Source organism: Terrisporobacter vanillatitrophus, assembly GCF_051148895.1.
Taxonomy (GTDB): domain Bacteria; phylum Bacillota; class Clostridia; order Peptostreptococcales; family Peptostreptococcaceae; genus Terrisporobacter; species Terrisporobacter vanillatitrophus.
The window spans coordinates 730,322-751,505 of sequence record NZ_CP154625.1; the positions used below are offsets into that span (position 1 = coordinate 730,322).

Annotated in this window: 20 protein-coding genes and 2 riboswitches; all 20 genes read left to right on the forward strand. The window is 30.0% G+C overall.

Annotation, left to right across the window (positions count from 1 at the left end; genetic code table 11):
- Window positions 1–8 precede the first annotated feature (8 nt).
- The 20 genes from TVTCOM_RS03765 (at window position 9) to grdA (ending at window position 21,154) form a co-directional block, all read left to right on the forward strand.
- On the forward strand, window positions 9–1,442 hold the full coding sequence (locus TVTCOM_RS03765; RefSeq protein ID WP_434798516.1) for a glycoside hydrolase family 1 protein: 1,434 nt from the start codon (window positions 9–11) through the stop codon (window positions 1,440–1,442).
- A 262-nt stretch (window positions 1,443–1,704) separates the two neighbouring features.
- Window positions 1,705–2,595: a MerR family transcriptional regulator gene (locus tag TVTCOM_RS03770; protein WP_434798517.1), complete on the forward strand. Its 891-nt coding sequence runs from the start codon at window positions 1,705–1,707 to the stop codon at window positions 2,593–2,595.
- A gap of 81 nt (window positions 2,596–2,676) precedes the next feature.
- Window positions 2,677–3,144: a metallophosphoesterase family protein gene (locus tag TVTCOM_RS03775; protein ID WP_434798518.1), complete on the forward strand. Its 468-nt coding sequence runs from the start codon at window positions 2,677–2,679 to the stop codon at window positions 3,142–3,144.
- A 208-nt stretch (window positions 3,145–3,352) separates the two neighbouring features.
- Complete coding sequence (locus TVTCOM_RS03780) at window positions 3,353–4,306, forward strand: ABC transporter permease (RefSeq protein WP_434798519.1); 954 nt, start codon at window positions 3,353–3,355, stop codon at window positions 4,304–4,306.
- Window positions 4,296–5,303 (forward strand): iron chelate uptake ABC transporter family permease subunit, encoded by a 1,008-nt coding sequence (locus TVTCOM_RS03785; protein WP_434798520.1) that lies wholly within the window; start codon window positions 4,296–4,298, stop codon window positions 5,301–5,303. The genes TVTCOM_RS03780 and TVTCOM_RS03785 overlap by 11 nt, the downstream gene beginning before the upstream one ends.
- Window positions 5,300–6,055, forward strand: a complete 756-nt coding sequence (locus TVTCOM_RS03790) for an iron ABC transporter ATP-binding protein (protein WP_434798521.1) — start codon at window positions 5,300–5,302, stop codon at window positions 6,053–6,055. The genes TVTCOM_RS03785 and TVTCOM_RS03790 overlap by 4 nt, the downstream gene beginning before the upstream one ends.
- 90 nt (window positions 6,056–6,145) lie before the next feature.
- Window positions 6,146–7,099, forward strand: coding sequence for a siderophore ABC transporter substrate-binding protein (locus tag TVTCOM_RS03795; protein ID WP_434798522.1), 954 nt, complete (start codon window positions 6,146–6,148; stop codon window positions 7,097–7,099).
- 280 nt (window positions 7,100–7,379) lie between these two features.
- Window positions 7,380–8,789 (forward strand): AmmeMemoRadiSam system protein A, encoded by a 1,410-nt coding sequence (gene amrA / locus TVTCOM_RS03800; protein ID WP_434798523.1) that lies wholly within the window; start codon window positions 7,380–7,382, stop codon window positions 8,787–8,789.
- Entirely contained in the window at window positions 8,790–9,776 is a 987-nt protein-coding gene (gene amrS, locus TVTCOM_RS03805) for an AmmeMemoRadiSam system radical SAM enzyme (protein ID WP_434798524.1), read from the forward strand. It begins immediately after the preceding gene.
- A gap of 190 nt (window positions 9,777–9,966) precedes the next feature.
- On the forward strand, window positions 9,967–10,638 hold the full coding sequence (locus TVTCOM_RS03810) for a LacI family DNA-binding transcriptional regulator (protein WP_434798525.1): 672 nt from the start codon (window positions 9,967–9,969) through the stop codon (window positions 10,636–10,638).
- A 34-nt stretch (window positions 10,639–10,672) separates the two neighbouring features.
- A complete protein-coding gene (locus TVTCOM_RS03815; protein WP_434798526.1) occupies window positions 10,673–11,614 on the forward strand; it encodes an ROK family glucokinase in 942 nt (313 codons plus the stop codon).
- A gap of 138 nt (window positions 11,615–11,752) precedes the next feature.
- Window positions 11,753–12,268, forward strand: a complete 516-nt coding sequence (locus TVTCOM_RS03820; protein WP_434798527.1) for a GNAT family N-acetyltransferase — start codon at window positions 11,753–11,755, stop codon at window positions 12,266–12,268.
- A 295-nt stretch (window positions 12,269–12,563) separates the two neighbouring features.
- A riboswitch (glycine riboswitch) is annotated at window positions 12,564–12,666 on the forward strand.
- 274 nt (window positions 12,667–12,940) lie between these two features.
- On the forward strand, window positions 12,941–14,221 hold the full coding sequence (locus tag TVTCOM_RS03825; protein WP_434798528.1) for a glycine/sarcosine/betaine reductase component B subunit: 1,281 nt from the start codon (window positions 12,941–12,943) through the stop codon (window positions 14,219–14,221).
- Window positions 14,222–14,234: 13 nt separating this feature from the next.
- Window positions 14,235–15,542: a glycine reductase complex selenoprotein B gene (gene grdB, locus TVTCOM_RS03830; RefSeq protein WP_434798529.1), complete on the forward strand. Its 1,308-nt coding sequence runs from the start codon at window positions 14,235–14,237 to the stop codon at window positions 15,540–15,542.
- Window positions 15,543–15,930: 388 nt separating this feature from the next.
- A riboswitch (glycine riboswitch) is annotated at window positions 15,931–16,030 on the forward strand.
- Between the two features lie 166 nt (window positions 16,031–16,196).
- Window positions 16,197–16,559 carry a GrdX family protein gene (locus TVTCOM_RS03835; protein ID WP_434798530.1) on the forward strand — a complete coding sequence of 121 codons (363 nt, stop codon included), beginning with the start codon at window positions 16,197–16,199 and terminating at the stop codon, window positions 16,557–16,559.
- A gap of 141 nt (window positions 16,560–16,700) precedes the next feature.
- Window positions 16,701–17,981, forward strand: a complete 1,281-nt coding sequence (locus TVTCOM_RS03840) for a glycine/sarcosine/betaine reductase component B subunit (RefSeq protein WP_434798531.1) — start codon at window positions 16,701–16,703, stop codon at window positions 17,979–17,981.
- A gap of 12 nt (window positions 17,982–17,993) precedes the next feature.
- On the forward strand, window positions 17,994–19,301 hold the full coding sequence (gene grdB, locus TVTCOM_RS03845; protein ID WP_434798532.1) for a glycine reductase complex selenoprotein B: 1,308 nt from the start codon (window positions 17,994–17,996) through the stop codon (window positions 19,299–19,301).
- A 39-nt stretch (window positions 19,302–19,340) separates the two neighbouring features.
- On the forward strand, window positions 19,341–20,279 hold the full coding sequence (gene trxB / locus TVTCOM_RS03850) for a thioredoxin-disulfide reductase (RefSeq protein ID WP_434798533.1): 939 nt from the start codon (window positions 19,341–19,343) through the stop codon (window positions 20,277–20,279).
- Window positions 20,280–20,294: 15 nt separating this feature from the next.
- A complete protein-coding gene (gene trxA / locus TVTCOM_RS03855) occupies window positions 20,295–20,612 on the forward strand; it encodes a thioredoxin TrxA (RefSeq protein ID WP_434798534.1) in 318 nt (105 codons plus the stop codon).
- A gap of 71 nt (window positions 20,613–20,683) precedes the next feature.
- Entirely contained in the window at window positions 20,684–21,154 is a 471-nt protein-coding gene (gene grdA / locus TVTCOM_RS03860) for a glycine/sarcosine/betaine reductase complex selenoprotein A (protein ID WP_434798535.1), read from the forward strand.
- The last annotated feature ends 30 nt before the right edge of the window (window positions 21,155–21,184 follow it).

A 21,184-nucleotide genomic window follows, 5' to 3' on the forward strand; every position in this document is an offset into this window, starting at 1 on the left:
ATATTAAAATGGGATTTAGAGGAGATTTTTTATGGGGAGGAGCTACTGCTGCAAACCAATTTGAAGGAGCTTGGAATATAGACGGAAAGGGACCTTCTTGTTCAGATATGTGTACAGGTGGTTCTCATACAAGGAGTAAAAGAATAACTAAAGAGATAGAGAAAGGTACATTTTACCCTTCTCATGAAGCAATAGACTTTTATCACAGATATAAAGAAGATATAGCCTTATTTGCAGAAATGGGATTTAAAGTATTTAGATTTTCTATAGGATGGAGCAGAATATTTCCTAATGGAGATGATACTTGTCCTAATGAAGCTGGACTTAAATTCTACGATAATGTTATAGATGAATGTGTGAAATATGGAATTGAACCTTTAATAACAATTTCACATTATGAAGTACCATTTGCTTTATGTCAAAAATATAATGGATGGGCTTCTAGAGAAATGATAGATATATTTACAAAATATTGTGAAGTGATTTTTAAAAGATATAAAGGCAAAGTAAAATACTGGCTAACGTTTAATGAAATTAACTCAGGAACAATGCCTATGGGAGGATTTTTATCTCAAGGAATACTAAATGAAGGAACTACAGATTTTACAAATCAAGTGGATATACCACAACTTAGATTTCAAGGATTACATCATCAATTAGTAGCAAGTGCAAAAGCTGTCACGTTAGCTCATGAAATAGATCCAAATTATAAAGTTGGATGTATGATATTATATGCAACTACTTACCCATATACTTGTAATCCAGATGATGTAGTTGAGGCACAACAAAAGAATAGAATCATGAATTATTTTTGTGGTGATGTACATGTTCGTGGGAAGTATCCAACTTATATGAAGCGCTATTTTATAGAAAATAATATAGAAATAAAAATGGAAGATAAAGATGAAGAAATTCTGCAAAATGGATGTGTAGACTTTTATACGTTTAGCTACTATATGTCTGTATGTGCAACTACTGATAAAGAGGCATTAAAAGGAAATGGGAATATATTAGGAGGAGCAACAAACCCATATTTAAAAGCAAGTGATTGGGGATGGCAAATAGATCCTAAAGGTCTTCGTTATTCATTAAATGAAATTTATGATAGATATCAAATTCCATTGATGGTAGTGGAGAATGGACTTGGGGTTTATGATAAAAAAGAAGATGATGGAAGTATAAATGACGATTATAGAATAGAATATTTAAAAGCGCATATTGAACAAATGAAAGAAGCTGTAGAAGATGGAGTTGATTTAATGGGATATACTCCATGGGGATGTATAGATTTAGTAAGTGCATCTACAGGAGAAATGGCTAAAAGATACGGGTTCATTTATGTTGATAAATATGATGATGGAAGTGGAGATTTTTCAAGAAGTAGAAAAAAATCATTTCATTGGTATAAGCAAGTAATAACAAGTAATGGAGAAGAATTATAAAATACACAAGAATCACAACTAGTTTGTAACTAAGTGAAAGTAAAAAAGCAAGGGAACTTATGGTATTCCATTGCTTTTTTAATATACAAACGGAGGCACAAAATGAGGATAGCAAGTTTTATTCCTCATACTAATTTGGAATTATACCTTAGAGTAAAATAAGAATTTATAAAAAGATGAATATTAAGATAGAAACTTATTGACTTACACCTTACGTACAGCAATATAATTTGTGTAAAATAAGTAGTAAGGGGTGAAGAATATGCAAATAAATGAAGTTGTTCAAGTTGTTGATTTGACAAAGCGTGCAATTAAATATTACGAGGAACAAGGACTTCTGTCAGTCAGTAAAGATGAAAATGGATATAGAAATTATACTGAAGAAGATATAAAAATTTTAAAAGAAATTTCTGTTTATAGAAAGCTGGGTATTAGCATAAAAGATATTAAGATTTTGCTTGAAAATAAAGATAAGCAATTCTTAGAAAATATATATAAAGAAAAAATAAACAAACTTAAAGATTATAAAAACGAAGCAGAATCTTTAAAAAGATTTATTGATAACAATGACGTGGAAGAAATATACGAAAACTTAGACTATGAAACTTTAGGTAAAGCAATACAAGATATGATCCCAGGATTTTATGGTTATTATTTCATGAATCATTTTATGCCTTATTTGCAAATAAAAATTGAAACAAAAGAGCAAAAGGATGCATATAGAAGAATAATTGAATTTTGGGATAATGCAGAAATTAAAATACCTTTATTGATGAAAATTAACAGTTTTATCATGTATAAATTATTACCTAAGCAAGATATGACCCAAATGGTAGAACAAATAGATGCTAAAACTAAAGAATATATAAATATAAATGATGAAGGATATGAAAAGTTAAAAGAACAGATTGCAAGAGGTGTAAAAGTAAAAAATAGTTTCTTTTTTAAATATCATCCTGCATTTATTTTACAGAGAAAGTTTATGCAGCGCTTACAAGATAGCGGTTATAACGATATATTTATTTCAAATATGATTTTATTATCACCTAAGTATAAAGAATATCATGAAGCTTTAACTAAGATTAATAAACGCATTTGTAATGATTTGTGTCTACATTATGATTCAAAATACAATTTAATTATGAAACAATAAAAAATAAATTGTAAGAATATTATTAAGAACAAGATACAGTAAAGGAAAATGAATTTGAACAAATAGAAGGTGAAAAATAAATTGAAAGAAAAATATATGGTAGGTATTATATCAGATACTCATGGATTATTACGAGAAGAAGTAATCAATTATTTGAAAAAATGTGACTATATAGTACATGGTGGTGATATTAGCTCAGAAGATGTTCTAAAGGAATTGAAAAAAATAGCTCCTGTATATGTGGTGAGAGGTAATAATGATAAAGGCGAGTGGGCAGAAGAACTACCAAAAGAATTATATTTTAATATAGGAAATATTAACTTTTATATGGTGCATAATAAAAAAGATATTTCATCAAATTTGAAATCTGTGGATGTAATTATTTTTGGACATTCTCACAAATATTTTTGTGATAAAATAGAAGAAATACTCTGGTTAAATCCAGGTAGTTGTGGGAAAAGACGATTTAATCTGCCTATAAACTTTATAATTATGACTATTGAAAATAATAGTTATAATATAGAGAAAATTGATATTATGTTTAACTAGGATAAAACGCTCTGATTTATAAAAATCAGGGTGTTTTTTAATGGGTAAATTACAAATATTAATAAATTAACACAAAACTATTAATAAAATTACAAAATAGGTATTGAAAATTATTATCAATTACTGTATGATATAAATATCAAAATGATAATGAATATCATATGAATATGAAATGCAATTTCAAAAAAAGATGAAACAGGAGCTGAAAATGAAAAAAAGATATTTAATCATAATGTTAATTGGATTATCTTTAGTTTCTATATTTTTAGGGGCTAAGAATATAAATATAATAAATATTTTAAGTGGAGATCAAGACGCTATACATCTTATGATAGTAAGTAGATTTCCTAGACTAATAAGCATATTAATGGCAGGAAGTTCTATGAGTATATGTGGGTTAATCATGCAACAAATAAGTCAAAATAAATTTGTTTCTCCAACCACAGGAGCTACTATAGATTCTGCTCAGCTAGGAATAGTTATAGCTATGGTCCTTATGCCAGGAGCAACAACAATGCAAAAAGCTATGATATCTTTTGTATTTGCTTTAGGGGGAACATTGATATTTATGACATTTTTAAGAAATTTAAAAGTTAAAAATATAATATTTGTACCACTGGTTGGTATAATGTTTGGAAATATAATAGGATCCATAACAACTTACATAGGATATGAATTTGAAATAATGCAAAATGTTGGTGCTTGGATGCAAGGTAATTTCTCCATGATTTTAAAGGGAAATTATGAATTATTATATTTAGCCATACCACTTATGATTTTAGCATTTATATTTGCTCATAAATTCACAGTGGCAGGAATGGGAGAAGACTTTGCAACAAATTTAGGACTTGATTACAAAAAAATAGTTAATCTTGGTCTTGTAATAGTTTCAATAGTCACAGTATGTGTGGTAATCACAGCAGGAGAAATTCCTTATATAGGATTAATTGTTCCCAATATAGTTTCTTTATATAAAGGTGATAATGTTCATGAAAATATATGGGATACAGCATTATTTGGAGCAATATTTGTTTTAGTTTGTGATATAGCAGCTAGAGTAATAATTTATCCATATGAACTTTCTGTTGGACTTACAGTTGGAGTTATAGGAAGTGCCATGTTCCTTTATTTAATATTAAGGAGGAAGTCATATGCAAGCTAATTTAGAAAATAAAAGTTGTCTAAATAAAAATATAAAAAATAAAAAACAAAATTTAAATATGCCTATAGTTATTTTATCTTTATTAATTTTAATTTCTTGTGTATTATTCTTAACTCTAGAAATTAATTCGGGAAGTATGGAATTTGCTTTATCAAAAAGAATACCAAAATTAATAGCAATAGTAGTTACAGGTGGATGTATTGGTTTTTCAACAATAATATTTCAGACTATAACAGATAATAGAATACTAACACCTAGTGTAATGGGAATAGATTCATTATATGTAGCAATACAAACGGTAATAATATTTGTTTTTGGCTCCAGTAGTGCATTTTCATCAAACTCAAAGTTAAACTTCTTGATATGTGTAATACTTATGATTATGGGTTCTATGGCCTTATACAAAATAGTATTCAAAAGAGAAAATGCTAATATAATGTTTGTATTATTAGTAGGAATGATTTGTGGAACATTCTTTAGAAGTTTATCCTCATTTATGCAAATGATAATAGATCCAAATGAATATTTAGTACTTCAGTCAAAATTATTTGCAAGCTTTAGTAATGTAAATGTGGACATATTGCTTTTATCAATAATAGTAATACTTTTGATAATTCCTTTTGTAGTTGATGATATTAAATATTTTGATGTAATGAGCTTAGGAAAAGATCAAGCTATAAACTTAGGTGTGGATTATGATAAGCTAATGAAAAAATCATTAATAATTATTTCCGTATTAATAGCAGTATCAACAACTTTAGTTGGACCAGTAACATTTTTAGGATTATTAGTTGCAAATGTTACTCGTGAAATGATGAAAACATATAAACATAGCTATTTAATAATTGTATCAGCACTTGTTAGTATATTTGCTTTAGTATTTGGTCAATTAATGATAGAAAGAGTATTGCATTTAACTACACCAGTTAGTGTAATAATAGATATGATAGGTGGAATTTACTTTATGTATCTACTTTATAAGGAGAGCAGAATATGATTGAAGTAAGAAATTTAAGTAAACAGTATAATGATAAAAATGTGGTACACGATGTATCTCTTAAAATAAAAAAAGGAAAGATAACTTCATTTATAGGTCCTAATGGAGCTGGTAAAAGTACTGCTCTTTCCATGATAACAAGACTTATGAAAAGAGATAGTGGACAAATTTTTATAGAAGGAAAAGAACTTGAAAGTTGGGATAAAAAAGAATTGTCTCAAAAGATAGCCATATTAAAACAGTCTAATAATATTAATATTAGACTTACAATAAGAGAGCTAGTAAGTTTTGGTAGATTTCCATATTGTGGTGGAAAACTAAGAGAAGAAGATATGAAATATGTTGAAGAAGCTATAGACTATATGAGGCTTACTGATATACAAGACAAATATCTAGATGAACTAAGTGGTGGACAAAGACAAAGAGCTTATATAGCAATGGTTATAGCTCAAGGTACAGAGTATATTTTCCTTGATGAGCCACTTAATAACTTAGATATGAACAATTCTGTTCAAATGATGAAAGTTCTTAGAAAACTTTGTGATGATTTAGGCAAAACAATAATACTTGTTATGCATGATATCAACTTTACATCTTGTTACTCAGACTATATTATATGTTTAAAAAATGGAGTTGTTGCAAAGGAAGGAACTGTAGATGAAATAATTAATAGAGAGACTTTAGAGAATATTTATGAAATGGATTTTAAAGTTGAAGAAATAGATGGTAATAAAATAAGTATCTATTTCTAATAAGGTCTAAAATATACTGGCTTATATGCCAGTAAAAAAATACAAAATAAATGATAATGATTATTTATATCAAAAAGGAGAGATGACAAAATGAACAAAAAAATAGCAATAATAATTAGTATAGCTCTAGTAGCAATAATAGGGATATTCTCAATAGGAATAAAAAAAGAAAAAAAAACTGAGACAGATAGTAAAGCAACAACTACAGTATCAGTGACTGATGCCAATGGGGAAAAAGTTGAATTAAATAAAAATCCAAAAAGAATAGTAGTATTTGATTATGGTATGGCAGATATATTAAAGAATTTAGATGTTGATATAGTTGGATTACCTAAGAGCAGAACTTTACCAGAGATATTATCAGTTTATGCAGACGATAAATATGCAAATGTTGGTGATTTAAAAGAACCTGATTTTGAAGCAGTAGAAGCATTAAATCCAGATTTAATAATAATAGGTGGAAGACAGGCAGAACAAATAGATTCATTTACAGAAATAGCTCCAACAGTTTATTTAGAAGTAGATGGTGAAAACTACATGGATTCATTTTCAACTGTTGTAACAGATCTAGGAAATTTATTTGATAAACAAGATGAAGTAAAAAAAGCATTAAATGAAATAGAAAAGAAAGTAGCAGATTTAAATAAGGTAGTAAGTGAAAAAGGAATATCAGGATCAGTAGTTATGGCAAATGAAGGTGGTGTAAGTTTATTCTCACAAGCTTCAAGATATGGAATAGTATATAGTGACTTAGGATTTAAACAATTAGATAAAAATATAGAGGAATCTACTCATGGACAACAAATAACATTTGAATATTTCTTAGAAAATAATTCAGATTATGTGTTTGTTATAGATAGAGGCTCAGTAACAGGTAAAGGTGAAAGTGCACAAACTTTATTTAATAATGAAATAATGAACAAAACAGATGTTGCTAAAAATGATAAGATAGTATACTTAAATTCTGTAGTATGGTATACAATGACTGGTGGGATAGAATCAACAAATATAATGATTGACGAAATAGCAAAGGCGATAAAATAATATACTCATCTGGCTAAAAGATTAAAATTATAATGCAAACATACTTTAAGAGGCTATGAAATTTAATTAAATTTCATAGCCTCTTTTTATCTACGAGCACTAAAAAATTATTAAGAAGTGAAAATGAAATTTCAAACCTTATTATAGAAAAAAAGAGGGTATCTTGATACAATTCTAAAACATCTATAATAAGTATTTTTTTTGTCTTTAAAAATATTACTTAAAAAAAGAGGCAAAATAATAAAAGGACATATTTTAAATATAAAGTGAGGTGTATATTATGGAAAATATACTAAGATATTATTTAATGCCCCATCCACCTTTGATAATCCCATCAGTGGGTAAGGGACAAGAAAGAGAAATACAAAACACTATTGATGCTTGTAATCAGGTAGGAGAAGAAATAAGTAACTTAGAGCCAGAAACTGTAGTAATTATAACTCCTCATGGAACTATGTTTTCAGATGCTCTTGTAATTTCCAATGAAGAACATATAAAGGGAGATTTTAGCCAGTTTAGAGACTTTGACACTTACATAGAAGGAAGAATTGATAAAGAATTTAATGAAGCGTTGATTAATATTTGTAATGCAGAAAATATACCAGTAGCAGGAATAGATTCAAACATTTTAAGAAAATTTAATAGAGAATATGAGCTAGATCATGGAGCTATGATACCTATGTATTTTATAAATAAGTATTATAAAAAATACAAAATAGTTCATGTTACATATGCAGCTCTTAGCGACATTGAGCTGTATAGGTTTGGTATGGCAATAAGAAAAATTGCTAAGAATCTTAATAAAAATACTGTGTTAATTGCAAGTGGAGATTTGTCTCATAGATTAAGTGAGGATGGACCTTATGAGTATTCACCAGAAGGCTCAAAGTTTGATGAGTTACTATTGGATAATTTACAAAAAGGTGATGTGCTAAGCATATTTAATATGGATAAATATATGGTAGAATGTGCAGGAGAATGTGGATTAAGATCCGTATTTATAATGCTTGGAGCTATGGAAGGAGAAGAAGTTAGAGGCAAACTATTATCTTATGAAGGACCCTTTGGAGTAGGATATGGAGTCATGGCTTTTCATAATGAGTTAAAAAACCATAGTAATTTTGAAGAATTAATTAATATGAAAACTGAACTTTATAATAAAAAAATATCAAGCAGTAACTTATATGTAAGATTAGCTAGGGAAAGTTTAAATCATTATTATACTTATGGTCATCTTATAGCAAAACCAAGTGAACTGCCAAAAGAACTTAGCAAAGAAAAAGGTGGAGTATTTGTATCTCTTAAAAAATTTGGAAATTTAAGAGGTTGTATTGGAACTTTCTTGCCAACAACAGATTCCATAGCAGAAGAAATAATAAAAAATTCGGTGGAAGCCGCCATTCATGATCCAAGATTTCCTAGGGTCACAGAAAATGAACTGTTAGACATAGATATATCAGTAGATGTACTTAGTAGACCACATAAATCTACAAAAGAAGAATTAGATCCTAAAAAATATGGCGTTATAGTTATTCAAGATCATAAAAAAGGACTTTTACTTCCAGATTTAGAAGGAGTAGACACTGTAGATTATCAACTTCAAATAGCTTGTGAAAAAGCTGGTATAAACCCAAATGAAAAATATGAAATAGAAAGATTTCAAGTGACAAGATACAAAGAAGGTGAATAGATGGAAGAAAAATTAAGATTTTATAAAGCAGATGGAAATTATATAAAATGTTATCTTTGTCCTCATAACTGTTCTTTAAAGGAAGGAAAATTTGGAGCATGTAAACTTAGAACTGTAAAAAATAATATACCTATTGTTATGAATTATGGAGATGTAACTTCTATCAATGTGGATCCAATAGAAAAAAAGCCTTTGTATCATTTTAAACCAGGAAGGGATATTTTATCTGTAGGAACCTTTGGATGTAATATGAGTTGTAGTTTTTGTCAAAATTATGAAATATCACAGAACAAACCTTCATCAGAGTTTATTGATATAGATAAACTTATAAATTTAATAATAAATATACCAAACAATGTGGGTATAGCATTTACTTATAATGAACCTTTTATGTGGTATGAATATGTTTATGATGTAGCTAAAAAAATAAAAGAGTACGATAAAAGCATTAGTATAATTTTAGTGACTAATGGATTTGTAAATAAAGAGCCTTTAAAAAAGATTTTGCCTTTTATAGATGCAATGAATATAGATTTAAAAGGATTTACACAAAAATATTATAATGAAATTTGTGGTGCTACAATAGAACCTGTTTTAGAAACTATAAAAATAGCTAGTAAATATACTCATGTAGAAATAACAACTTTAATGGTTAGTGATGAAAATGATTCTGTAGAAGAAATAGTGGAAATAGCAAAGTTTTTATCAGCTATAGATAAAAGCATTCCTCTTCATTTAAGTAGATATTTTCCAAACTATAAAATGAAAAATCAGCCCACATTAGTGGAAAATATTATGAAGGCAAAAGAAGAAGCTAAAAAATATTTAAACTATGTGTATGTGGGAAATGTATCAGGTGTAGATAATAACACCTATTGTCCAAATTGTGGATATAATCTTGTAACTAGGGATATTTACACAACAAATTCTCATATTAAAGGTGATAAGTGTCCTAACTGTAAGGAATATATAAATATAATATTTTAAAACAAGGTCCTCTTTTTAAGTAATTAAGAAATAGAAAAGAGGGCTTTTTTAGTACAAAAATGGTAAAGATTTTTATATTAGAATGAAACTTCCTAAGGAGAAGTATTTGATTATAACTTAAAATATAATATAATTAAGAAGAATATAGTTACAATGAATTAAAAATGTTATATAAATTGGGGAGACGAGGATGAAAGTTACAATCAAAGATGTAGCAAAAGAAGCTAATGTTGCTGTTTCCACAGTATCTAGAGTACTTTCGGATAGTAGCAAAATTAGTGAAAAGACAAAAACAAAGGTTTGGGATGCAGTAAAAAAACTAAATTATGTCCCAAATGAAATGGCGAGAGGTCTGGCAAACAAAAGAACGAAGATATTAGCAGTAATTATACCACAATGGATTTGTGATTCCTTTTACCATCCTTTCTTTCTTCAAGTTTTTAGAGGTATAAGCAATTGTGCAAAAGATAGAGATTATTTTATCATGTATGCTTTTAAAGAAGATGATGATACCTGGATTAATAGGTTTATACAAAGCAACTTTGTTGAAGGAATTTTATTATTTCACGAGGAAGAAGATAAAATCACAACTGAGTTTTTAAAGGATATGGAATTTCCTTTTGTTTCAGTAAGTATAAATCAAGATTTAGAAAATGCATTGTTCTTTGAAGATGAAGATGAGAAGTCCATACATGAGGCAAATGGGAGATATTTAGGTCAATACGTAGCTAAAGTAATGATGGATATATTAGAAAGCAAAAAAACAGGTAAAAAGTATTATATAATAAACACTAAGTTAATTGAAAAAGAATCTTTAGTAGATAAAATGAAAAGTAAGGTTTTATATAATAGGAATATTTAAAATATAAATATATACAGCAAATAGGAGGGGTATTATGAAGAAATATTCTCTAGGAATTGATATAGGTGGGACTACAGTAAAACTTGGTTTATTTAATAATGAAGGTGAATTATTGCATAAGTGGGAAATTGAAACTAGAAAAATTGACAATGGAAAATACATTTTATCTGATATTACGAAGTCAATAAACAGGGTATTAGAAGAAAAAAGTATATATAAAGATGAAGTATTAGGAGCTGGAGTTGGAGTGCCAGGACCTGTAAAAGACGATGGAACCATATTAGGAAGTGTAAATTTAGGATGGCAAGTATTTAATGTGGCAACAAATTTTGAAGAAATGCTAAACGTTCCTGTAAAAGTAGCAAATGATGCAAATATTGCGGCACTTGGTGAAATGTATAAGGGTGGAGGAAAAGGTTACAAAAATATGATAATGGTTACTTTAGGAACTGGAGTAGGTGGAGGAGTTATTATAAATAATAACGTAATAGCTGGAGATACTGGTTCTGGTGGAGAAATTGGTCATATGACCGTAAATCCTCATGAAAAAATAAGCTGCAACTGTGGTAGAAAAGGTTGTTTAGAACAATATGCTTCAGCAACTGGAATAGCACGATTAGGAAGAGAAATTTTAGAAAAAGAAAGTTGTGAGTCTAAATTAAGAAATATTGAAAATATTACGGCTAAAGATGTATTTGATTTTGCTAAAGAGAATGATGAATTGTCTATAAAAGTCGTAGAAAAGTTTAGCTCTATCTTAGGCCGTGCTTTATCAAATATAGCTTGTGTTTGTAATCCAGAAGTCTTTGTCATAGGTGGTGGAGTTTCAAAAGCAGGAGATATATTATTGGATAATATAAAAAAATATTACTCGGAAAATGCCTTTCATGCGACTACTGATACAACGTTTAAATTAGCAACATTAGGAAATGATGCAGGTATATTTGGAGGAGCAAAATTAGCAAGAGAAATTTAATATTTAGAAAATTAATTAGTATGCGAAAAAAAATGCATACTAATTTTTTTTGTGAATATTTAATATAAAAGACAAAAGGTTAAATAATGTGTTAAATGAGTTATATATAGAATTGTAAATATAAGGAGGCGAATAATAATGAAAGTTACCTTTGATAAATTAACGGATAAATACAAAGAAGAAGTAATGGAAATTTATAATTATTATATTGAAAACACTTATGCAGCTTATCCAGGAAGTCGATTACCATCTAGATTTTTTGATAAGCTAACATCAGAAATAAATGGATATCCAGCCTATGTAGTAAAAAACAGTGATAAAGTAGTAGGGTTTTGCTTCTTAAATTCGTATAAGAATTATAGTACATTTAAAGAAACAGCTGTAATTAATTGTTTTTTAGCTTATGAAGTAAAGGGATTAGGCATAGGAGATTATTGTTTGAAAAAGTTAGAAGAAGATGCAAGACAGTTAGACATAAAAAATATTTTAGCTATTATTCCTACAAAAAATAGATTAGGTGTAAGATATTATCATACTAATGGATTTAGAACATGTGGCACCATATCGGATATAGGGACTAAGTTTGGGGAAAGTTTTGGTCTTGTAATAATGAAAAAGATTTTAGCTGATGATAATAGTAAAGGTAAATATTAAAATATATATTTTAATATTTAGGTAATATAAGATATATTAATGTAATGAAAATTATGAAAGAAGGAAATACTACATTAGACGCTTAGTTTAATGACTTAACCACATTTTAGAAAGGAGTATCACATGTAAATGCGATATTCCTTTTTTATTATTATAAAAAGTTAGAAAACTTATTGAAAATTATAGAAAATATTTATATAATATAATTAATATAAAAAAAATAAATAATTGAAAAATTTTTATATTTCATTTTTCTAGTAAATAAATATGTTAATAAAAATGCATATTATTAAGGTTGATTACTGCGGGAGAGACTTATTTAATTAAGAGCCGAAGGAATAATTTAGTACTAAGCGAGTGCTAAAGATGATCTCAGGCAAAAGGACCGTAGTAGGACTTAACTCTGGAAAGCAAATAATACAACATGATAAGGCATATTGCACCGAAGGGGCAACTCTTTTAGAGGAAACTCTCAGGTTAAATACAGAGCAGAAAGCTATCTTACTTTCTGCTTTTTTTGTTGCAAAAATTTATTATTTTAACCCACCTATCACCATGTCGTATATAAGATATTTCAAAAGATTTAAATAAAAATGATTTATAAGCCTTAGCAGGGCTTTTAAATAATGATGTTAAACCTAGTTACAAATTAAAATATTTGGAGGTGATTTTTTGAAATTAGAATTAGGATATGTAAAGATAAATGACATATGCTTTTCAGATGTTTCAAAAGTAGAAAATGGTGTTATCTATGTTAATAAGCAAGAATTAATAGACTTATTAATGGAAGATGAAAATATTAAATCTGTTGATTTAGATATTGCCAGACCTGGGGATAGTACACGTATAATGCCAGTCAAAGATGTTATAGAACCAAGGGTTAAGATTGAAGGACCAGGAGGAATATTCCCAGGAATGATTAGTAAGGTTACTACTGTAGGTAGCGGAAAAACTAATGTACTTAAAGGTTCAGCAGTAGTTACAACAGGTAAAATAGTTGGATTCCAAGAAGGTATTATTGATATGAGCGGTGAAGGTGCAAAATACACTCCATTTTCGAAGCTTTGCAACTTAGTAGTAATTTGCGAGCCTATTGATGAATTAAAACAACACAACCATGAATCAGCTTTAAGATTTGCTGGATACAAAGCAGCCACATACTTAGGAAATTTGGCAAAAGATATTACTCCAGATGAAACAGAGGTTTATGAAACAGATTCAATAATAGAAGGATATAAAAAATATCCAGAATTACCAAGAGTAGCTTATGTATATATGCTTCAAACTCAAGGTTTATTACATGATACTTATATATATGGTGTAGATGCAAAGAAAACTATATCTACTTTAATTTATCCAACAGAAGTAATGGACGGAGCGATAGTAAGTGGTAACTGTGTTTCTGCATGTGACAAAAACACAACTTATCATCATTTAAATAACCCAATTATTCATGATTTATTTGAAAAGCATGGAAAAGAGTTAAACTTTGTTGGTGTAATAATAACAAACGAAAATGTTTATCTTGCTGATAAAGAAAGGTCTTCTAACTGGAGTGCAAAATTAGCTGAATTCCTAGGCGTAGATGGCGTAATAATCAACGAAGAAGGATTTGGTAATCCAGATACTGACCTAATTATGAACTGTAAAAAGATAGAAGAAAAAGGAATAAAAACAGTAATAATAACTGATGAATATGCAGGTAGAGATGGAAAATCCCAGTCATTAGCTGATGCTGATTCTTTAGCAAATGCAGTTGTTACTGGAGGAAATGCAAATGAATTAATTACTCTTCCTCCAATGGATAAAGTAATAGGATATCCAGAAGTTGCAGATGTTATAGCTGGTGGATTTGATGGTAGTTTAAAACCAGATGGTTCAATAGTTGCAGAACTTCAAGTTATTACAGGTTCTACAAATGAAATAGGTTTCAATAAATTAAGTGCAAGATAGGTAGAAAGGGGGTTTGAAGATGATAAAAGTTGTTCAATATATAAATCAATTTTTCGCACAAATAGGTGGGGAAGAAATGGCTCATGTTAAACCTGAAGTGAGAGAAGGCATAGTTGGGCCAGGGGCTGCTTTTAATGCTGCCTTTAAAGGAGAGGCTGAAATAGTAGCTACAGTTATATGTGGTGACTCTTATTTCAATGAAAATATAGAAGAGGCTAAAAAAGTTGTTTTAGATATGGTAAAACAATATAATCCAGATGTATTTATAGCAGGTCCAGCATTTAATGCAGGAAGATATGGTGTTGCTTGCGGAACTATAGCTACAGCAGTTAAAGAAGATTTAGATATACCTTCATTAACAGGTATGTATGTAGAAAATCCAGGTGCAGATATGTTCAAGGATAAAGTTTATATGGTACCTACTAAAAACTCTGCAGTAGGAATGAGAGATGCTGTTAAAGTTATGGCTCCTCTTGCTCTCAAACTTGCAAAGGGTGAAAAAATAGGTGCATCTATTGAAGATGGATATATGCCAAATGGTATAAGAAAGAACTTTTTTGATAAAGAAAGAGGATCTAAGAGAGCAGTAGATATGTTAATTAAGAAATTAAAAGGTGAAGAATTTACAACTGAATATCCAATGCCTGATTTTGATAGAGTAAAACCAAATCCTGCTGTTAAGGATTTATCAAAGGCTAAAATAGCTTTAGTTACTTCTGGTGGTATAGTTCCAAAAGGAAACCCAGATCATATAGAATCTTCAAGTGCATCTAAATACGGTAAATATGATTTAGAAGGATTTAAACAATTAAGTTGCGAAGATCACCAAACTGCTCATGGTGGGTATGACCCAGTTTATGCAAATGCAGACCCAAACAGAGTTTTACCAGTTGATGTAATGAGAGAATTTGAGAAGCAAGGTGTAATAGGAGAATTTCATAGATATTATTATGCAACAGTAGGTAATGGAACTTCAGTTGCCAATGCAAAAGGATTTGCTTCAAAATATGCTCAAGAGTTAAAAGATGATGGTGTTGATGCTGTAATTCTAACTAGTACGTGAGGTACTTGTACTCGTTGCGGTGCAACGATGGTAAAGGAAATAGAAAGAGCTGGAATACCAGTAGTACACATTTGTACAGTAGTACCAATTTCTTTAACAGTTGGAGCTAATAGAATAGTTCCTGCAATAGCAATTCCTCATCCACTTGGAAATCCAGCATTAACATTAGAAGAAGAAAAGAAAATAAGAAGAAATCTTATAGCAAAGGCTTTTAAAGCACTACAAACTGAAATAGAAGATCAAACTGTATTTGAGTAGAATTTAAAACAATGTTTACATTAAGTGAGAATATAAAAAATATTTTTATCACATATCTTACTTAATGTAAACATATAGAAATAAAGTATAGAGTAGAGGGGATATCTAATGAGTATATTAGAGAGCAAGAAAGTTATCATAATTGGTAACAGAAATGATATTCCCGGTCCAGAAATAGTATAATTATCCATATTTAATGTATAGGAAAGTTTGTGAATAAATAAATTAATAAATATGAAAAAAATAAAAAACATGGAAAAATATAGAAAAAGGTGTTGCTTATTATAGATAAAATTAATTATAATCTAACTAAGATAGAAAAAAATTATAAAGCAAGTAGAAATCAAGCTGAAATATAGAGTAATAAAACAACTATTATATATTAAGGATGACTATTACGGGAGAGACTTGTAAAAAGCGCCGAAGGAATAAGCCAATATAAAGCGAATATTGGGGATGCTCTCAGGCAAAAGGACCGTAGTACGACTTAACTCTGGAAAGCATGACATCGTCAAGTTTTATCGATATATATGCACCGAAGGGGCAACTCTATTCAAATAGAGGAAACTCTCAGGTTAAATACAGAGCAGAAAGCTAGGGGGCTTTCTGCTATTTTATTGCAAAAAATTAGAAAAATTCTGGGGGATATATAAAATGATAATAACTAACAACAGCAAAGTATATGAAATGTATAAAAGTGATTATAAGGTTTATTATAAGGAATGTTCCTTTAGAGAAATCTTACTTTATGTAAGGGATAGAGTACATGAAGGCTATATACTTTTAACTCATCCTCTATCTAGTAGCATAAAACCAAATGAAACTCCATATAAATCAGTCCTAATATCTGATTATAAAAAATCCCTAGATTACAAATCTTTAACAATTATTGAAAATGCAATTTTAACATATGACAAATTTAAAAAAGATAAAGACTATACTGTTGAATTAACAGATAGAATAATTGATGATTTTAAAATTGTAGATTTATCAATAATTGAAAATGCCCTTAAGTAAAAAGCTTGTATACTTCAAAGTAAATATAGTATATTTAGCAGAATTTATTATTCCATAAAAAGTAATATGTTTTAATAGCGCTTATGGTGCTTTTAAATAAATACCTAGTTTAAGTAAATAAACTTTTTGGAGGTGATTTTTTTGAAATTAGAATTAGGATATGTAAAAATTAAAGACATATGTTTTTCTGATGTTTCAAAAGTAGAAGATGGAGTTATTTATGTTAATAAGCAAGAGTTGATTGACTTATTAATGGAAGACGAGAATATTAAGTCAGTAGATTTAGAAATAGCAAAACCAGGTGATAGTATTCGTATTATGCCAGTTAAAGATGTTATAGAGCCAAGGGTTAAAGTTGAAGGGCCAGGAGGAATATTCCCAGGTATGATAAATAAGGTTACAACAGTGGGCTCAGGAAAAACTAATGTACTTAAAGGTTCTGCTGTAGTAACAACAGGAAAAATAGTAGGTTTCCAAGAAGGAATAATAGATATGAGTGGAGAAGGGGCTAAATACACACCTTTCTCAGGATTAAACAACTTAGTAGTAGTTTGTGAACCAGTAGACGGTTTAAAACAACATAATCACGAAGAAGCTGTAAGATACGCTGGATATAAAGCAGCTATATACTTAGGAGAATTAGCTAAAGATATAACTCCAGACGAAGTAGAAGTTTATGAAACAGATTCAATAATAGAAGGATACAAAAAATATCCAGAACTACCAAGAGTAGCTTATGTGTATATGCTTCAAACTCAAGGATTATTACATGACACTTATGTTTATGGAGTAGATGCTAAGAAAACCATATCTACTTTAATAAATCCAACAGAAATAATGGATGGTGCAGTAGTAAGTGGTAACTGTGTTTCTGCATGTGATAAAAACACAACTTATCATCACTTAAATAACCCAGTTATACATGATTTATTTGAAAAGCATGGTAAAGAGTTAAACTTTGTAGGGGTAATCCTTACTAATGAAAACGTTTATCTTGCTGATAAAGAGAGATCTTCTAACTGGAGTGCCAAATTAGCAGAGTTCTTAGGAGTTGATGGTGTAGTTATAACTCAAGAAGGATTTGGTAACCCAGACACAGACTTAATAATGAACTGTAAGAAGATAGAAGAAAAAGGAATAAAAACAGTTATAGTTACTGATGAATATGCTGGTAGAGATGGAAAATCTCAATCATTAGCTGATGCTGATCCTTTAGCGAATGCAGTTGTTACTGGAGGTAATGCAAATGAGGTTGTTACTCTTCCTCCAATGGATAAAGTAATAGGATATGCTGAAGTTGCAGATATTATAGCTGGTGGATTTGATGGAAGTTTACAACCAGATGGATCAATAGTTGCAGAGCTTCAAGTAATAACTGGAGCTACTAATGAACTTGGATTTAATAAATTAAGTGCAAGATAGTGAGAGGGGGGTTTGAAGATGATAAAAGTTGTTCAATATATAAATCAATTTTTCGCACAAATAGGTGGAGAAGAAATGGCTCATGTAAAGCCTGAAGTAAGAGAAGGTGTAGTAGGGCCAGGTGCTGCTTTTAATGCAGCATTTAAAGGAGAAGCTGAAATAGTAGCTACAGTAATATGTGGAGACTCTTATTTCAATGAAAACTTAGAAGAAGCTAAAAAAGAAGTTTTAGAAATGGTTAAACAATATAACCCAGATGTGTTTATAGCTGGACCAGCATTTAATGCAGGTAGATACGGTGTTGCTTGTGGTACTATAGCTACAGCTGTACAAGATGAGTTAGGAATACCATCTTTAACAGGTATGTATATAGAAAACCCAGGTGCTGACATGTTCAAACAAAAAGTTTACATGGTATCAACTAGAAACTCTGCAGTAGGTATGAGAGACGCTGTTAAAGTTATGGCACCTCTTGCACTTAAATTAGGTAAAAAGGAACCTATAGGAGCATCAAAAGAAGAAGGATATATGCCAAATGGTGTAAGAAAGAACTTCTTTGATAGTGACAGAGGATCTAAGAGAGCTGTAGATATGTTAATCAAGAAGTTAAAAGGTGAAGAATTTACTACTGAATATCCAATGCCTGATTTCGATAGAGTAGAGCCAAATAAGGCTGTTGTTGATTTAAGTAGCGCTAAAATAGCTTTAGTTACTTCTGGAGGTATAGTTCCAAAAGGAAATCCAGATCATATAGAATCTTCAAGTGCTTCTAAATATGGAAAATATGATATAGGTTCATTCAAGCATTTAAGCAGTGCTGATCATGAAACTGCTCATGGTGGATATGATCCAGTTTATGCAAATGAAGAGCCAGATAGAGTTTTACCAGTAGATGTGCTTAGAGAATTTGAAGAGCAAGGTGTAATAGGAAGTTTACATCAATACTTCTACACAACTGTTGGTAACGGAACTGCAGTTGCAAATGCTAAGAAGTATGCTGCTGAAATAGCTAAAGAACTAGTTGCAGATGGTGTTAATGCTGTAATCTTAACTTCTACGTGAGGTACTTGTACTCGTTGCGGTGCAACGATGGTCAAAGAAATAGAAAGAGCTGGAATACCAGTAGTACACATGTGTACAGTAGTTCCTATTTCTTTGACAGTTGGAGCTAACAGAATAGTACCAACTATAGCTATACCTCATCCTCTTGGAAACCCAGCATTATCATTAGAGGAAGAAAAGAAAATAAGAAGAGAGTTAGTTACAAAAGCATTAAAGGCTTTACAAACTGAAGTTGAAGACCAAACTGTATTTGAATAAGAATTAAGATATATTTACTAGCCTTTTGGAGGGAATATAATGAGTAAAATATATGATGTTATAGTCATAGGAGGAGGTCCTGCAGGACTTTCAGCTGCATTATATGCAGGAAGAGCAAGACTAAGTACTTTAGTATTAGAAAAGAAAAAAGAAGGTGGTCAAATAGCCCTAACTTCTGAAGTAGAAAATTATCCAGGATGCGTAGAAGGTGAATCAGGACCATCATTAATTGAAAGAATGCATAAGCAAGTATTACACTTTGGTGCTGAATTTGCTATTGATGATATAGAATCAGTTAATTTAGAAGGTTCTATAAAAGAGCTAAAAGGTAAAAAAGGTACTTATAAAGCTAAAACTGTAATAATAGCTACAGGTGCTTCATCAAGACCAATAGGTTGTGCAAATGAAAGAGAATATATAGGTAAAGGTGTATCATACTGTGCTACATGTGACGGATCTTTCTTCGAAGATTTTGATATATATGTAGTTGGTGGTGGAGACACAGCGGTTGAAGAAGCAATGTTTTTAACTAAGTTTGGAAGAAGTGTAACATTAATACACAGAAGAGATGAACTTAGAGCTGCTAAATCTATACAAGATAAAGCATTTAAAAATCCAAAGATGAAGTTCATGTGGGATACAGTAGTTAAAGAAGTATCAGGAGATGGAATATTAAGTACTATGGTTGTTGAAAATGTAAAAACGGGTGAATTAACAACTATAGAAGCTGACGAAGAAGATATGACATTTGGACTATTCGGATTTGTTGGATATGTTCCAAAAACAGATATGTTTAAAGATATATTAACTATGGAAAAAGGTTATATAGTAACTGATGAAAATATGAAGACTAATATAGACGGAGTATTTGCTGCAGGAGATGTTAGAGTTAAGTCTCTAAGACAAGTGGTAACTGCAGCAGCAGATGGTGCTATAGCAGCTGTTCAAGCTGAAAAATATATAGAATCTTTAGACTAGTGAGGAGGTAAAAAAATGTTAGTAGTAGATAAAAATACTTTTAAAACAGAAGTCCTTGAAAGTGAAGGATATGTATTAGTAGATTTCTTTGGTGATGGATGTGAGCCATGTGCAGCTTTAATGCCTACAGTTGAGGCCCTAAGCGAAAAATATGGAGAGCAAATAAAATTCACTAAATTAAATACAACTAAAGCAAGAAGACTTGCTATAAGTGAAAAAATATTAGGTTTACCAGTTATTGCCATATATAAAGATGGAGCTAAAGTTGAAGAGGTCGTTAAAGATGATGCAACTGAAGAAAACATCGAAGTAATGATCAAAAAATATCTATAGTAAAAAATTGTTTTAAAGGGCTAATTATAAGCCCATTGAAAATAAAAAAATAAGGACAGGAGGTATTTCTAATGAGTATATTAGAAAATAAGAAAGTCATCATAATCGGTGACAGAGATGGTATTCCTGGTCCAGCAATAGAAGAATGTGTTAAGACAGCTGGTGGAGAGGTTGTTTTCTCTTCAACTGAATGCTTTGTCTGAACTGCTGCTGGAGCAATGGACCTAGAAAACCAAAAAAGAGTAAAAGAATTTGCTGAAGAATTTGGTGCTGAAAACGTAGTTGTTATGTTAGGTGCTGCAGAAGGTGAAGCTGCAGGACTTGCTGCAGAAACTGTAACTGCAGGAGACCCAACTTACGCAGGTCCATTGACAGGAGTCCAGTTAGGACTTCAAGTATACCATGCTTGTGAGCCACAAGTAAAAGAAGAATTTGATGCAGGTGTTTATGATGAACAAATAGGAATGATGGAAATGGTTCTAGATGTTGATGATATAGTAAATGAAATGTCATCTATAAGAGAACAATTCTGTAAATATTAAGAAAATCTACAAATATTAAAATAATTTAGC